At 49.4% G+C, this 15,732-nt stretch carries 11 protein-coding genes; 5 read left to right on the top strand and 6 right to left on the bottom strand.

Translation table 11 applies throughout. From position 1 onward, the window contains the following. Positions 1-4 precede the first annotated feature (4 nt). Genes E0496_RS22710 through E0496_RS22690 form a run of 5 tightly spaced genes read left to right on the top strand, consistent with a single transcriptional unit; the run spans position 5 to position 5,385 of the window. The gene (locus E0496_RS22710; RefSeq protein WP_141504070.1) at positions 5-1,228 is read left to right on the top strand and encodes a YheC/YheD family endospore coat-associated protein; all 1,224 of its coding nucleotides are present in this window, start codon (positions 5-7) and stop codon (positions 1,226-1,228) included. After that, positions 1,225-2,613: a YheC/YheD family endospore coat-associated protein gene (locus E0496_RS22705; RefSeq protein WP_141504069.1), complete on the top strand. Its 1,389-nt coding sequence runs from the start codon at positions 1,225-1,227 to the stop codon at positions 2,611-2,613. Before E0496_RS22710 ends, E0496_RS22705 begins: the two co-directional genes overlap by 4 nt. Next, complete coding sequence (locus E0496_RS22700; RefSeq protein WP_141504068.1) at positions 2,603-3,757, top strand: YheC/YheD family endospore coat-associated protein; 1,155 nt, start codon at positions 2,603-2,605, stop codon at positions 3,755-3,757. The genes E0496_RS22705 and E0496_RS22700 overlap by 11 nt, the downstream gene beginning before the upstream one ends. A gap of 1 nt (position 3,758) precedes the next feature. Next, positions 3,759-4,256, top strand: coding sequence for a GNAT family N-acetyltransferase (locus E0496_RS22695; RefSeq protein ID WP_141504067.1), 498 nt, complete (start codon positions 3,759-3,761; stop codon positions 4,254-4,256). Next, entirely contained in the window at positions 4,213-5,385 is a 1,173-nt protein-coding gene (locus E0496_RS22690; protein ID WP_141504066.1) for a YheC/YheD family endospore coat-associated protein, read from the top strand. The genes E0496_RS22695 and E0496_RS22690 overlap by 44 nt, the downstream gene beginning before the upstream one ends. Positions 5,386-5,727: 342 nt before the next feature. Here the strand turns inward: E0496_RS22690 and E0496_RS22685 are convergent, their stop codons facing one another. The 6 genes from E0496_RS22685 to E0496_RS22660 form a co-directional block, all read right to left on the bottom strand. After that, positions 5,728-9,495: a right-handed parallel beta-helix repeat-containing protein gene (locus tag E0496_RS22685; RefSeq protein ID WP_141504065.1), complete on the bottom strand. Its 3,768-nt coding sequence runs from the start codon at positions 9,493-9,495 to the stop codon at positions 5,728-5,730. An 82-nt stretch (positions 9,496-9,577) separates the two neighbouring features. After that, the gene (locus E0496_RS22680) at positions 9,578-9,850 is read right to left on the bottom strand and encodes a hypothetical protein (RefSeq protein ID WP_141504064.1); all 273 of its coding nucleotides are present in this window, start codon (positions 9,848-9,850) and stop codon (positions 9,578-9,580) included. Positions 9,851-9,928: 78 nt separating this feature from the next. Continuing rightward, a complete protein-coding gene (locus E0496_RS22675) occupies positions 9,929-12,133 on the bottom strand; it encodes an alginate lyase family protein (protein ID WP_141504063.1) in 2,205 nt (734 codons plus the stop codon). A 46-nt stretch (positions 12,134-12,179) separates the two neighbouring features. Continuing rightward, complete coding sequence (locus tag E0496_RS22670) at positions 12,180-13,037, bottom strand: carbohydrate ABC transporter permease (protein ID WP_241674960.1); 858 nt, start codon at positions 13,035-13,037, stop codon at positions 12,180-12,182. Positions 13,038-13,061: 24 nt separating this feature from the next. After that, entirely contained in the window at positions 13,062-13,973 is a 912-nt protein-coding gene (locus E0496_RS22665) for an ABC transporter permease (RefSeq protein WP_141504061.1), read from the bottom strand. A gap of 62 nt (positions 13,974-14,035) precedes the next feature. Continuing rightward, complete coding sequence (locus E0496_RS22660) at positions 14,036-15,604, bottom strand: extracellular solute-binding protein (RefSeq protein ID WP_141504060.1); 1,569 nt, start codon at positions 15,602-15,604, stop codon at positions 14,036-14,038. Between the last annotated feature and the right edge of the window lie 128 nt (positions 15,605-15,732).

The raw sequence follows: 15,732 nt of genomic DNA, 5'->3' as shown, positions 1-15,732 counted from the left end.
GCCTATGCAGGCTAACATCGTCAATCTCGCCATTGTCATCGCATCCGTTAAGCAGCCTTCCACAGATAGCCATGCTGCTCCTCTTCTGCCAGAGCCCGCCTTCTACCGCGAGCTCTGTTCGGCAGGCAAGGCACTTGGTGTCGACGTCTATGTCTTAACAGCCGAATGTTTTCAACCGCAAACGAAGCTGCTTTATGGATATAGATGGATAGGCAGCCGTTGGGATAAGCAGCGTGTTCCGTTTCCCGAATTGATCTACGATCGTTGTTTCTTCGCAAATGCGAGCGAGCGGTCGGACTGCCGACGGATGCTGAGGCAGTTGTCCGCGATTCAACCGTTCCGCAGACTAAACGGAGAGCTTCCGGCAAAGCTTGACGTATACGAATGGCTAATAGAAGATCAGCAGTTATGTCAGCATCTGCCCCTCACTCTGTCTTTTAAAGCTGAAGAACAGATCTATGAGCTTATCACTCATTACCCTGCGGGCATCATTCTCAAGCCGTCTGCAGGCATGCAGGGACGAGGGATTATCCATATCAAGCTTCGTCCGCTTGATTCAGCCATACAGATCAAAGGGCGTACACGCCGAAATCATTCTTTTGCACTCACATTTGAAGAAAATCAGGATTTCGAACATTGGGTTGCCCGCTTTATCCATCATTCGCCTTATATTATCCAGCCTTACTTGGAGCTGAGCGGAGAGGATTGCAAGCCCTTCGACATTAGAGCACTGATTCAAAAAGATGGCAGAGGAATCTGGTCTGTCTCCGGCATTGCTGCGCGTACTGGCCATGCAGGCTCCTTGACATCCAATCTGCACGGCGGCGGCGGCGCCATGCCTGCAGTCAGCCTACTCTCCGCCAAATATGGCAAGCCGAAAGCCGAACGTTTGCTAGAACAAATCCATACAATAAGCAAGCAAACAGCAGTACGGCTTGAGAGCAAATACGGCAGATTTGCAGAGCTTGGGTTGGATTATGGCATAGATCAGAGCGGCCTTCTGTGGCTGCTTGAAGCAAACTCAAAGCCAGGGCGATCTTCCTTTCGTACAATCGGCGATCCCTTGGCCAAGCGGCATTCAATAGAGAGACCGTTATTATATGCAGCCTTGCTGTCCAGGCGTTTATCACCGTCCTTAGTAGCCAATGAATCCGCAAACGGCCGTCATTATCCAACACGTCCCGACAACCTATTACGGCCTTTCAACGTTCAGGAGGTTCATCGATGAGTTTGACAACTTGTAACGTCCATTTTTCACAGCAATCGAATAAAATCGTCTATTTATCCAGCCCGCTGCTCAAACAGCTCAAGCTTTCCGGCAAAAAATCGGTACACCTCAAGCTAGGCAACGAGGTGATTATTGCTGAAATCAAGCAGCTCAAGCGACCTGGAAATCACTTGTACCTTTCAGCAGGAGTAAGGCAATTAATCAAAGTTCCGAAATCAGGCAATGTGTATGTGCTAAACGCCGGAGGCAATGAAGTGCAGCTCGGTCCACTCGTCGGCATTTTAAGCGATAACCCGACCCGATCTGAAAGCAATCCTTTTGGCCCACGAACCGGCTTCATTAAACAAGTCATTCGTACCGGCGAGCATAAAGCCTACTTGTTCGGCTTTACGCCAAGCGATATCAACTGGCAGCAAGGAACAGTCAACGGCTATTTTCTTAATGCACAAGGCGGCTGGTACCGAAAAATCGTTCCACTTCCCGATGTCGTCTATAACCGTCTCCCTAGCCGCAAAGCGGAAACCTCATCTTCGATAAATGCGCTGCGCGAACGATTCGTGCGCCGCAAAATTCCGTTCTTCAACTGGAGCTTCTTCAACAAAGCGGATGTCTACAAGCTGCTTGACAATGATCCGGAAGCGCTGGTCCATTTGCCGGAGTCGGTCTCAGGTCCGTCATCGGAAAAGATAAAGGAAATGCTAGAGAAGCATCAGTTTCTTTATTTCAAGCCTACGGCAGGCAGTCTAGGCGTTGGCATCTATCGTCTGACCTATCACCCTAAGCGAGGCTATTTCGCGCGCTATCGTAAAGGGAACCAAAATGTACTACTAAGGTTTAGCACCTTTAACAGCCTGATGCGCATGATCCAAGCGAAGCATGGCAGCAACCTAAACCATTATGTTGTACAGCAAGGAATTCGGCTTGTCGAAATCGATAATTGTCCACTCGATTTCCGATTTCACATGCACAAGAACGGCAAGAATGAATGGATTCCCGCCGGTATCGGCGCCAAAAAAGCAGGCCGCGGCAGCGTAACCACCCATGTGAAAAATGGCGGTTCACTTATGACGCCCGAGCAAGCGCTTGACCAAACCTTCGGTAAGGAAGCAGATACTGTTCTAGAGAAAGCGAAGCTTGCGTCCATCAAGCTATCGGAAGCCATAGAAAGGAACTACCCACATCGGCTCGGCGAGCTGGGTCTTGACATTGGGATCGATAAAGACGGCGAAATATGGATGTTCGAGGCTAATGCCAAGCCTGGACGCTCTATCTTCAAACATCCTGCGCTCCGCTCGGAAGGGCGCGCGTCGCTATCGTATATTTTAGAGCATTGTATGTACCTCAGCCGCTTCCAAAGCAGGGAGGGAGCAGTTGATGGACAGTAACCTATCAGAGGATAGCGATTTCAGAGAAACACGGGCAGGCAGAACAGTCCTTGCGATCTTGACCATTGAGGATGACATGCTGCTCTTTCGTGGCAACCGGAGCAACTTTGTGGATTTGATTCGTACTGGACAATCGATGGGATTTATCGTCTATGTCCTTACTGTCAAAAACCTGCTGCTCACCAAGAGCAGCTTAAAGGGATATGTTTATAACGAAGCCGAAGACAGCTGGCAAGAGCGTCTTCTCCCTTTTCCCGACATTATCTATAACCGCATACCGCTGCGCGAGGATGAAGTATTGCCTGCCGTCAGGCAAAAGATCGACGCTTGCCGCAAGCATCCGCGCGTAACGCTGTTCAATCCTGCTTTCTTTAACAAATGGAATTTATTTGAGTGGCTTCGATTATCCAATTCGACCAAACCGTATATTCCAACCACCCGCCGCCTCGTTACGGTGTCGGGTTTAGGACGGCTGATGCAGAAGCATTCTTATCTATATTTAAAGCCCGAGAGCGGCAAAGCCGGCAAAGGCATCATGACGATTAAGGTCCAGGCGGAGAAGCAGCTCCCCTACCGGCTAAAAATTCAGGAAAACAAAAAAAGCGTGACTTATAACTGCGCGAATATCTATAAGCTTTGGAGCCGCATTCAAAAGCAAAGCGGAGGGGAGCCCTATATCGCTCAGCAAGGGATTAAGCTGGCTTCTTTTCAAGATCGAAGATTCGATCTCCGCGCACTCGTTCAGAAAAACCAGCGAGGGCAGTGGGATATTACCGGCATCGGCGCGAGAATCGCCGGAGTGTCAAGCATCACGACCCATGTCCCTCGCGGCGGCATGATCGATGACCCAGAAAAACTGCTCGTGAATTCATTTAATGAAGAGCAAGCGCGTAAGATTCTCATAAAGGCTAAAAATGCCGCCGTTCTAATCGCCAAGCAAATCGAGCGCGCCTCGGGGCAACTGCTTGGCGAGATGTCAATGGATCTTGGCGTAGACAGCGAAGGGAACATGTGGTTTTTCGAAGCTAATTCCAAACCCATGAAATTCGATGAGCCGCATATCCGGCAAAAATCGCTGGAACGAATATTTCATTACGGATCTTATTTAGCAAAAAGAAAAATGGAGAAAGCGGGAGGCATGTAACGTGGAGCTAGAGCTGCTTACACCGGAGACATGGTTAGCAGAACAAAAAAGACTCATCGGCTTTGCCATTCGATTCGGAGATAAGCGGCTTGCCGTAGCTACCATACATGCGCTGCGAAAGCTTGATCCCTCCCTGCTGGAAGCTGCCAGCGGCAAGCCCTATGGCGCAGTAGCTGTTATCGCCAGACAGGGCAGCCGCATCAGCGGCTTTGGCTTCGCTGAAGCTTTAGGCGAAGCTGCCTGCATGGTCGTCGTTCACCCCGAAGCAAGAAGCCTTGGTATCGGCAGCTCACTTGTTCAGGCGATGATTGCACGCCTAGGCAAGCTTGCCTGCAACGTGGCTGCGGATAACACGGCAAGCATGGCTCTTTGCTTCCGGCTGGGGATGACAGCCGTATCCATGCATAGAGGGCCGACTGGCAAACCGACGCTCCGCTTTGAAAGGGGAACCGCTAATGACGCAGCCCGTCCTAGGCATTCTGACTTTGTACCTCAATGAAGCCGGCCTGCTGGAGGAGCGATCCATCTATCAGAAAATGACGTCAGCCGGACAAAAACTTGGGCTTAACGTCTTCGTTTTTACGCCTAAGGACGTCAACTATATTCAAAATAAAATTCATGCCCTTTTCTATCATCCCGAATCGAAAACATGGTCGCGTAAGTGGACATCGTTTCCGAATATGATTTACGACCGCTGCCGCATTCAACGCACCTACCGTTTTGACCAGCTCAAGAAATTCCGTTCTCGCTACAGCCATCTCACCTTTCTTAATCGCCCGCTTCGCAATAAATGGACGGTTCACCGCGTCCTCTCGAAGGATTCCCAATATAAGGGATATTTACCTGCGACCAGATATATCGAGAACAACGAGGATGTGTCTGAGATGATCCGCAAATACCCGCTGGTCTATCTAAAGCCAGTTAATGGCACCGGCGGCAGGGGTATATTGCGAATTGAGAGACGACGGGACGGTCAGCTTCATATTCAGGGACGTGACCAATCCCGAAAAATCATACGGCCAAGGGAAATATCGGCGGCTGCCTTAAGCAGTTATTTGGCGCCTTGGAACTTGAAGGGCAATCGTTACATTGCCCAGCAGGGCATTCAAATCAAGCTTGCGAGCGGACGCGTTCATGACTACCGGATGCTCGTTCAGAAAAATAGCGAAGGCGCTTGGGAGGTCACCGGCTGTGCCGGAAGAATTGGCGCTGCAGGCAGCATTACATCTAATTTACACGGCGGCGGCCATGCCGCAACGATGAGTGCCTTATTGAAGGAGTGGCTCCGCGAGGAGAGCAAAGTCACTCAAGTGAAGGAAGAAGCGGAGAAACTAGGGGTTGGCATCGCAGCTTACTTAGAGCTTGAATATGGCAGGCTCTGCGAGCTGGCACTGGATTTGGCCATTGACCGAAAGGGCGGCATATGGCTGCTTGAGGTTAACCCGAAGCCAGCCAGAGAGGTTTTCGCACAAGCCGGAGAAAAAGATGTTTACCGTAAAGCAATTATCAGGCCGCTGGAATATGCGCTCTGGCTTCATAATCAGAAGAAACGAAGAAAATCTAAAGAGAAGCAAGCCGCCGTCTCCGATACTCGGACGGATAAAGAGCCCAATCTCGAGTTGGACTAAGAAAAGAGCACCTGGAAGGCTGCAGCGTATAACTACGCCAGCCTCTCAAGCAATGTCATTAAGTTAAGGTGCAAGGCCAAAAATGAAGAAAAAGAGCAGGTTATCCAAAGGATAGCCCGCTCTTTTTTTGTGCGAAAAAGAAAAATAAAATTTGACAAGCAGATGGATGAGTACGCGAGTTCGCTAAAAGATACGCTGGCATCCCTCATCCGAGAAATGGCAGGGCTATTACGTCAACACCGCAACCGCTTCGGCTGCCTGAATTGCGGCCAGAAGACCGCCTTTTCAGCCCACTGGATATTGCCCTGGAACCACTCCTTCGATATTGGAATCATAAATGGACTATGCTGCTGCCATGGTTGAAGGAGCCAACATGGGAGCGACGGCATAGAAGCCTTGACTCAGCCTAATGGTATTGCTCGCCTGGTAGGTGCCGAAATAGCCCGCAGAAGTAATGCGTCCCGGTTCGCTGTCGATGCAATCAATAATACTTTTACCGTTGACGTTTAATATCAGCCTTACACCGTCGTCCGTATTTATTGCTCCAGCCTGCACAAGATTGTCCCGCGTGTAGTCGAATGCGGTGATCGGGAGCGCGTCCCCGAACAAACTGGTGTACCCTTCCAGATTTCCGTAAAACACCGTTCGCACCCCTTGGTTAAAGCGATGCAGTTCTATGCCCTCCGCTTTAAAAATCATAATATAGCTGGCACTGGATGCTCCGATTCCGTTGGCCGTAGTGCTCTGATTCCTCAACATAATGCTTGGCCAAGCCGCCCGGTTCGTCTTCATGTTGAATTCCAGCAATTCATTACCAAATGTCTCGCCCTGATAGATCGCATAGCCGTTACTCAGCTTAACGTTTCCTGTGCCGACCGTCTTGGTCCCTCCTCCCGACACGAACCATCCGTCACCGTCTGCAATCGTCTCACTTATATTAACAATAGTCGGAGGCTCGGCGAGTCGAATAGTACTGCCCGCCTGATACGTGCCGAAATATCCCTCGGAAGCAATACGACCCGACTCGCTGTCGATGCAATCGATGACGCTCCGACCGTTAACGTTGAGGATAAGCCGGACGCCGTCGTCGGTATTGATCGCCCCTATCTGCACGTGATTGTCTCGCGAATAATCAAACACAGTGTTCGGGATCGCATCTCCGTATAGACTGGAATACCCCTCCAGATTCCCGTAAAAAACCGTTCGCGCGCCCTGATTAAACCGATGCAGCTCAATCACCTCCGGTCGGATGACGACAATATAACTCGAGCTGGCCGCACCGATACCGCTGGCTGTGGCGCTCTGATTTCTCAGCGTAATGCTCGGCCAACCCGACTGGCTTGGCTTCATGTTGAACTCTAACAGTTCATCCCCGAACATTTCATCCTGATAGATCGCATAGCCATTGCTCAGCGAAAGGCTGCCTGTCCCGGCCGTCTTTGTTCCCCCCGTCGACACATACCAGCCGTCCGCATTCGCAATCGTGTCCTTCATACTTCTAATTGCCGGAGCCACGGCAAGTTTAATGACGCTGCCTGCCTGATATGTGCCGAAATATCCCTCGGACACTATACGTCCCGGCTCGCTGTCGATACAATCGAAGACGTTCTGACCGTTGACGTTCATGATTAGTCGAACGCCATCCTCCGTATTAATTGCCCCTACCTGCACGTGATTGTCCCTCGAATAATCGAAAACCGTGTTCGGGATTTCATCTCCGTACAGACTTGTATATCCATCCAAATTACCGTAAAATACGGTTCGCACGCCTTGATTGAACCGGTGCAACTCAATGGCTTCTGGCCGGATGACGACAATATAGCTCGCGCTGTCACCGCCGATACCACTAGCCGTCGCACTCTGATTTCTCAGCGTAATACTCGGCCAGCCCGATTGACTTGGCTTCATGTTAAACTCCAGCAGCTCGTTTCCAAATGTTTCGCCCTGATAGATCGCATAACCGTTGCTCAGCGTAAGACTGTCCACTCCGGCCGTTTTTGTACCTCCTGTCGACATATACCAACCGTCTGTATCCGCAAGTGAATTTGCGATGTTATAACCTCTAATATTCAATTTTTCGCTTTTTTTCACTATATTTACTTTCCAGTCTCTGTATCGCTTCGCTCCTCCCAGTTCCAGAGACGCTTCCTTAGTTACGCGATACACCACCGTTCCACTAAAATCTACCGTCTCGTTCGGAGCGGGTTCAACCACTGTGCCCCGGGGAGAGAAAAATACGGGATCCAAACTCGCAAGATTTGTATCCTCCTCGACAAACACAGTAATAATACTAGTAATGTCGTCAATCAAAGCTTCACCGACTTGTTTAAATCCCGCATCCACGTCCGTAATGATAAGTTGAGGTGAAAAGATGCGACTAACAATAAGCGAGTTCCATATTGCATCCTCATCGGCAGCCGTTTCTCCTCTAGCCGCTGCAAAGCTGATTGTATCGCCCGGTTCCAGTTCCAGATATAGATCATACTGGGCTCCTGCCTGATTCGTTTCGGCGCTCCACAGCAACTCTGTACCATTACGGTACACGGATGCCGTTACCGTGTCCGCAGCCTGATCCGCCAGCGTCACCGTGCCACTTAGGCTAACGATATCATTCCCGGCTGCCACCCAATCGACATTTGAGTCATGACGAATAACGCCTGGAATGATATCCCTGAAGGCAGGCTCGATTCCGGCAGCCGCAATAATCTCGGCATCTGTCTTGGTATTGGGGACAATTACATTATGGTCCAAATGCCCACCGAGCACTTCCGGTACATTGTGTACCACATTGTTGACAATCGTAAACTCTTCGCTACCCTGATCCAGGTAAATACCTCGAACCGGATAAGTCATACCCGTGTCTTTATTGCGATACAAATCGTGTATATAATTGTCCTGAATCCGACTGTTCGAATTTTTGGAGAGCGTGTATATGGCACCACCATCCGCCATCATATTAACAACGTTATACATATAGTTCGCTTCTACGATATTATCGCTCAGCACACTGTCCGCATTGCTCCAGCCCCAACCCACGCTGATGCCGGTATACGGAAGATCGCTGAGTTGGTTATGCCCAATGAAGCAACTCCTTGCGTATCCAATTAGAATCCCGACAGCTCCATAATAATCTTGTGCTACCCTAGTAATATAATTGTTCTCGATATTAATTAATTGCGCAGGCTCCAGCGGATCGACGGGATTCCACATATCAGCATACCCATAGGGGAATTCCGTCAATTTGGATACAATGATTCCGGTGCCTGCGATATCTGAGATTATGTTTCCGCTTATATTAATATCTCTGGTCCCTGTATAAATATCAAGTCCGGTAGACCCAAGCAATATAAACTTAGAACGTATAATCGAGATATTGCTTGCATTCTTGAGTAAAACGCCAGGTGAGCCTGGTCTTTCGATATATCCTGGCCGTACAATAGATCTGGGAAGTCCAGCTTGCACATTCGAATACCCATTATTCGGAACCGTCCAGTTCGTATGCATGAAAGCGATTCCATATATCTCGATGTCATGTACCGTATTTGTTGTCGACGTGCCCACAAGCTTCATCAGCGTTTCCGTTTGCGGAATAACCACATTTATCGTCGCGATATCCTCGTCTGCGCGCAGCTTGTAATAGAGTGTGTTCTGGTTTTTATCCAGAAACCATTCTCCTTCTGCATCGAGAAAGTCATACGAGTTTATCCAGTAATATTTCTGTCGCTCCCCCACCTTCTCCGGATAAAGACGTCCAAACAATGCACCTCGTTCGGGGTCTTTGAAGGTCAATGTGGTCAGTTCGCCACTCGTCTCGCTATCACTGACCCGTAGAATGCTGTCCACCCATTCATTAAGGTGAACCATAGAAACCGTGCTTTCAAATCCGCTCCAGGCAGGGTTCAGATCCTCTGTCCGAACCGCCACTTTCTTATTCGCTTCATCATAGGAAGCAATTGTGTAATAGCTTCCGGTATTGGGCGTTCTGGCGAGTTCGGCTCTTCGATCGTTGACGTAGACTTGTCTGAAATCTGCGCCCGCCGGGACAGGCGTACTGTATATATTGCCGCCGATAGCCGTCCATCCGGTCAGTTCGACTCCTCCGCTAATCATGGGCTGTTCCCCATTGTATGCAGTATACCGGATCTTCCAGCCGTTGGTTCCCGAATCCTCCGAACCGAAATCGATTGAAGAATCAACGCGGTAAGTGCCCCCCCCGTATATAAACCGTAATATCGCCCGTCATATTGTCATTGATGCCACGTATGACATCGCGGGCCTTCTCAATGGTTCTAAACGGCTGTTCCAAAGTACCGGGATGGCTATCGTCTCCGTCCGGGGACACGTAATAACTCGCTTGCTCGGCAGCAAACGCTGTTTGAGAAGATGGAACCGCTTCCATTATTACCGATAACAAAAGCGTTAACACAAGCACAAGCGATAGACCTTTACCCGACTTTCTTCTCATAACATAACACTCCTTTAATAAAATTGGTTATTAATAAACGGAGGCCTGAGGCCGAAGGATGCCGGCCTCTTTTGTCAGTCATCCTACATGTACCACCACACTATCGCGGTACTGTTTTCCGTCGAAAAGCAGCTCGCCAATCGGCTCTGGCTCCGGCAGCAACGCAGGATCGACCGTGCTTCCTGAAGCATTGAGGTACGATGTGACGCGATAATTGCCATGATACAAGCATATTTGATCGCGCCATTCTTCCCCTTCAATCAGCAGTGCCGTCGCTTCACTTGCAGGCAGTTCGCTACCGTTCCGCTGCACAGGCAGCCGTGTCATTGCAAGCCGCGGAATACTCTCTCCGAATGGAACAACAAGTGTTTCCATCACCAATTTGCCGGCAGCGAACATAGAGCGTTTTACAACCGGATTTGGTTTATATCCTCCTTGACGGAACAGAAGACCGGACTCCAGCGACAGCCGCTCCTCAGCAGCAGCAGGAGGATATGCGATAAGAACATTGGCTCCTGCCTCCGCCGTCCGAAACTGCCGTTTGTCCCAGTCGCCAATGGCTTCTCCACTGGGCAAGTGATAATATTGCTCATAATTATGCCATTCCCGGGCCTCGAACAGATCCACGATCAACCAGTAACGATTTTTGACAAACAGCACCTTCCGGGAGTGGATGACAGGATCATCATACCTCGTGTAGCCGTAATGACTTGCGTAAAAGTAATCATATTGTGCCTCGCTCCGATAATTCCATATCCGACATGCCGCAGTCGGAGGCGCAATCCAGTGAAGGCTGCGCACATGCTGATCCTGCCCGTCCACAACAACCGTATTATGGGCCCGTGTAGATACCATATATTTGCGTTCCTTGTTCCACTCGTACACGCCAGATCCCGAATCCACGACGATCTCTCTCCCATTGGCGTAGAGAATTAGACTAAGTGCATCAGAATGCGCATGACCATGGATGCCAACGCCCGCCCGCATTGCCATGTACATGGCGTTTCGATCCCAGCTTTGGCGAGACATCAGGTAACCACCGATAGGGAAACACGCAGAGGTACGCACTGGCGGCGTGGAGATCAGACCTTCATAGAGGTGAACAGCGGTGGGGCCCAGCCGCCACAATAGAGAAAATGGCAGCCGGGAGTCGCCCAGCGACTTGAAGTCTCCTCGCTCAAACAGATAGGCGCCAAGGCACATTGCGTCGCTGATTTCGTTGTCGGCGTGCACATCCGTATCTCCGAATTTGGCCAAATGACCATCCGGAGCGATCAGATGCATCAGCACCTCGTACATCTTCTCCAGCATTTCGCGATAAGGCACTGCCTCCAGAGCATGCGCTTCGAGCAACGGTACCAGTTCGTACAAATCCCTCATTACAACGACATGGTAACTGGGACTCGCTTCGAATTGAACGCCGTCTTCATACAAATTGCCAAGCGTGGAGCCCGGCAATTGCTCCAAAGCCAGGTTCAGCCATTCCTCCGACTCCTTAAGCTCCGGCAGCAGCAAAGCTATCTGGACCAGACCGCGCAACTGTGTGCACACATGGTTGCCGCTAGCCGCCAGGTATTGCCGCACATAACGACCGTGCTGCTGAAATGCCTTAATCATCTTTAACTTCACTTCCGGCAGGAAAGCGGGCGAATCAAAGAAAACAACAAACGGCTCTGCAAGAGTAAACATTCTGATGCCGGTCGACAACGGATCCCATGTGCAGATATGCCAACGGAATGTGCTGTCCATCGGCATCGGATTATCACTAAAAAAATGATCCATCATTTCATTAAAGCACTGCGCATACTTCTCATCGCCGGTCAAACCGTAAGCTCGAACTAGATATTTCACATAACTAAAGCGGACCAGGTGCAGCTGATACTGGGAGCTATCGTGAAGAGAGCTATTCCAATCGTATACCCCTCCCTCGAAGGACGCCCGGCGCTCCTTATACAGCGGAATATCACCTTCCGTAATACGATCGGCTTCCTCGATGGCCCGACGAGCTTCCTCGTCATGTTGATAATGCGTCCGGGCAACTTCAAATAATGTCGAAATATCGTCGAAGCCGTAATAATAGCGTTTTTCTACTCCAAATCGGATATTCCGCAAATAAGCATCGCGAGCGCCCATCACATCTCTTTGCTCGATTCGCTCCGCAACTTCCTCCATCCCTGGACGCTCCAGCCGCAGCTCCTGTGCAAGAAAGTAGTCATCTGGCATAAGCTCTTGCGTGTAACGCGGGTCATGTCTTACATGGCGGTATTCCAATGTACCAGGCACTTTATCACTCCTTGCATAAGAAATCCATACATTCGAAATTTAGAAGCTATTCCTTGATTGAGCCAAGCATGGCGCCTTTAGCAAAATATTTCTGCAGAAACGGATACACAGCTACAATTGGCAACATGGCCAGCAAAATCGCAGCATTCTGCACATTGGGACCGAGACTCACTGCAAGCTGTGCATCCAGAGCAGCGTCAGCCGAGATGTTCGAGGCGCTGATCGCCACCATCTGACGAAGCAACGGCTGGATCGGCCAATCTCTGGAATCATTTAAATAAATAATGGCAGAAAAAAATTCATTCCAGTATTGCACCATAAAAAACAATGCAAATGTCGCAATAATTGGTTTGGATAACGGAAGCACAACAGAAAGCAGGATACGAAACTCCCCCGCCCCATCAATCCGAGCTGCTTCATCCAAACTTTCCGGTAAGCTTTGGAAAAAGGTTCGGATGACCATAATGTTAAAAGCGCTCGTTGCAGCCGGAAGAATAATGGCCCAATACGAATCGATAAGCCCCAAGCTCTTGACGACGAGATAGCTCGGAATCATCCCGCCATGGAAGATCATCGTAAAAAAAATGAACAACAGTGCGATTCGGCGGCCGGGTACAAACCTCTTCGACAGCGCGTAGCTTAACGTAATGGAAATCAGCAAATTCACACAGGTTCCCAGCACCGTTATGACAACCGAGTTTTGTAAGGATCTGATAAAGTTACGGGCATGAAACAAATAGTCATAGGCGGCAAAGGACCATTCCTTCGGCCACAAATAAAACCGGCCCCCAAGCGACTCTGATGGTGGACTAAAAGAAACAGCGGTAATGTATACAAACGGAATTAAAACAGACAACCCTATTAGCACTAGAAAAAACGCGTTTAAGGTGTCGAACCACTTCACCTTTATCAATGTGCTCCCACCTCCCTAGAAGATGCCGTCTTCGCCCATTTTTCTGACTGCATAGTTGGCGCCAAGCACGAGAATCAGACTGGCCGCCGACTTAAACAGACCTGCCGTAATAGCGTAGCTGTAGTTAAACTGTTGCAAGCCGACGCGGTATACATATAGATCAAAGACGTTGGACACATCGAGATTCAAGCTGTTGGCCATCAGAAAAATTTGCATAAAATTTGTATCCATAGACGAGCCAAGCTGCAGAAGCAGTAAAATGACTATCGTCGACTTCATGCCTGGCAGTGTGATATGCCAGATTGTACGAAAGCGGCCGGCCCCATCCACCTTGGCTGCTTCGTATAGCTCGGGATTGATCCCGGCGAGCGCAGCAAGTAAAATAACGGTTCCCCAGCCGGCATCCTTCCATATGGCTTGGAACACCACAAGCGGTCGAAACCACTCGTTGCTGATCAGAAATTTGAAATTCATGCCAAACCCGGCCTCAAGCCAATGATTAATAACGCCAGATGGTCCAAAAAACGTAATGGTCATGCCGTATATAACCACCCAGGATAAAAAGTGAGGGAGATAGACAACCGTTTGAGCCAAACGCTTGAACCATCGTTGAGCCACTTCGTTCATCATAATGGCGAGAACAATCGTTGTCGGGAAAAAAACCGCTAAATTATAAAAACTGATCAACAATGTATTGCGAAGGAGATTCCAAAAATCATTGGTACTGAAAAAATGCCTGAAATGTTCGAATCCCGACCACGGACTGTTCCATATTCCGATGAAAGGGCTGTAATCCTTGAAGGCAAGCAATAGCCCCCACATCGGAGTGTAATGAAAGATAAGAAAGTAAGCGATACCCGGCGCGGCCAGCACGTAATAAGGCAATAATTTTCCAGGCCATCCCAGTCTACGCGTTCTCTCCAACATTGCAACAACCTCCCCCATCCACGGACGCAACAGAGCCTCCGTTGCGTCCGAATACCACTTCTTTATTTATGGTCAGCGTTGTATTGCTCCATCATTTCCTGTTTGATTTGCGCACCAACCCCGCCGCTCCAACTGTCAATTTCTTTCTGAACCGCATCCCACTCAACTTCTCCGAGTACATACCTTGTCAAAGCTGTATTGATTTTTTTGTAGCTGTCCGCATTGGTGGCAAGTGTAGCAGAGCTATAGCTCAAGAAAGGGTTCTCGATGCCGAACTTGCTGATGGCATCGAGCGATTTCTTCTGCGCCACATGTATTTCCGGCATTTTCGAATTAGCATAAATATAGGGATCCGAACGATTTTCCAACATAAAGGTGTCCGGTTTGTCCAGCTCAAATTGTTTTTTCTGTTCTTCCGTCTGATCGAGCACGCCGTCCTTGAGACCATTTGAATGGACGCCGATGACTCCAGTTTTGGAAAACACCGCATTTTCCTCGGAAGCCGTAAAATTAAGGAAATCAACGATCTTTTGCACCTTTTCCTTCGGCACCGAGCTTGGTACCGCCCAAAGACCATAATAACCCGCCGTCATCAAAACACCTTTGTGGCCATCAGGCCCTTCCAGCAAATCAATAATCACGATTTCAGAATTCGGATCAGCTTGCTTGAGCTTGGCAACATTGGACTCGTTAAGCATAGTTGCATTGCCCGAGAATACACCGGCGGTTCCCGCTAGAAACTTCTCCTGTGCCTGCTGCTGGTTCTTCAGAACTGGGGCGTCCTTGTCGATCAGGTTCTGCTGCCATGCGTCTCGCATCCAGTTCATGAAGCTTTTGTATTCCTGCGTCTCGATATCGCGAAGCGCTTCGCCATTCTCGACTTTCCAATCAAAGGGTACCCCAAATGCGTATTGAATCGGGCTGATCCCGGCAAACGGAGCAGGAGATGAGCTGCCATCCAATCCTGCCATAACGAGTGGTATCGTTTTTCCGCCTCCCACGGGATCTTTTTCCCGAAATACTTTTAGAGTATTCGTAAGTTCATCCAGTGTTGAAGGCACAGGCAGGCTGTATTGATCCAGCCAGTCCTTGCGGATGGCAAAGCTGGCTTCTCCGCCTCCATACAATCCTCGCGGTCTTGGAATTCCGTATACCTTGTCATCTACTTTGATATTTCTCCATACGGCATCTTCAATCTCGTTCAGATTGGATGCTCCCTCCAAATAAGGAGTCAGGTCATGAAAGGCACCCATTTGAACCAACTTGACGAACTGATTATCCTTGCCACGGTCGAATAGCAGTAGATCAAAGGAATTTTCGGCCGAAATAGCTACCGAAAGTTTGTCCTGATAAGCCTCGGCTGGTACGAAGGAAACCGTTAAATCTACATTTCCCCGGTTGCCCAGATCCTCCCTCGCCTTGTTATTCTCTTCGGCAGGCGGCGTGCCGAATATAATTGTCATTGCTTTAATAGAAGTTGGCAAGGCAGCCTCCGTTTGTGCGGGTTGTTTGGAATCCCCTCCCGAAGTCATTGTTGCGGTCGGTTCGTTGGCCGATCCGGAGCATCCCGCCAAAGCGGAGCCTACTGCCACTGATAGGATAAATAGCGCCCATTTGTTTTTTTGTCCCATATTAATCCCCCGTTTATCAAATTCAGCCGGCCGGCCATTGTGCTTACAATTGCGATTATAATGGATATCGTCCAACTCGCAACATGACGAATTCGATTCAATGTGTCTCCGATTTTATGATGTAAGCC

The organism is Paenibacillus luteus, assembly GCF_006542765.1.
Taxonomy (GTDB): Bacteria; Bacillota; Bacilli; order Paenibacillales; family Paenibacillaceae; genus Pristimantibacillus; species Pristimantibacillus luteus.
The sequence above is the reverse complement of the archived record's forward strand: the minus strand, read 5'-3'. Positions and strand labels throughout refer to the sequence as shown.

Excerpts from the sequence above, each read along its gene's own strand:
- E0496_RS22710 (WP_141504070.1), top strand. The coding sequence starts at position 5 with ATGCAGGCTAACATCGTCAATCTCGCCATTGTCATCGCATCCGTTAAG.
- E0496_RS22705 (WP_141504069.1), top strand. The coding sequence starts at position 1,225 with ATGAGTTTGACAACTTGTAACGTCCATTTTTCACAGCAATCGAATAAA.
- E0496_RS22700 (WP_141504068.1), top strand. The coding sequence starts at position 2,603 with ATGGACAGTAACCTATCAGAGGATAGCGATTTCAGAGAAACACGGGCA.
- E0496_RS22690 (WP_141504066.1), top strand. The coding sequence starts at position 4,213 with ATGACGCAGCCCGTCCTAGGCATTCTGACTTTGTACCTCAATGAAGCC.
- E0496_RS22685 (WP_141504065.1), bottom strand. The coding sequence starts at position 9,495 with ATGATTAGCGGAGGAGTCGAACTGACCGGATGGACGGCTATCGGCGGC.
- E0496_RS22680 (WP_141504064.1), bottom strand. The coding sequence starts at position 9,850 with ATGAGAAGAAAGTCGGGTAAAGGTCTATCGCTTGTGCTTGTGTTAACG.
- E0496_RS22665 (WP_141504061.1), bottom strand. The coding sequence starts at position 13,973 with ATGTTGGAGAGAACGCGTAGACTGGGATGGCCTGGAAAATTATTGCCT.
- E0496_RS22660 (WP_141504060.1), bottom strand. The coding sequence starts at position 15,604 with ATGGGACAAAAAAACAAATGGGCGCTATTTATCCTATCAGTGGCAGTA.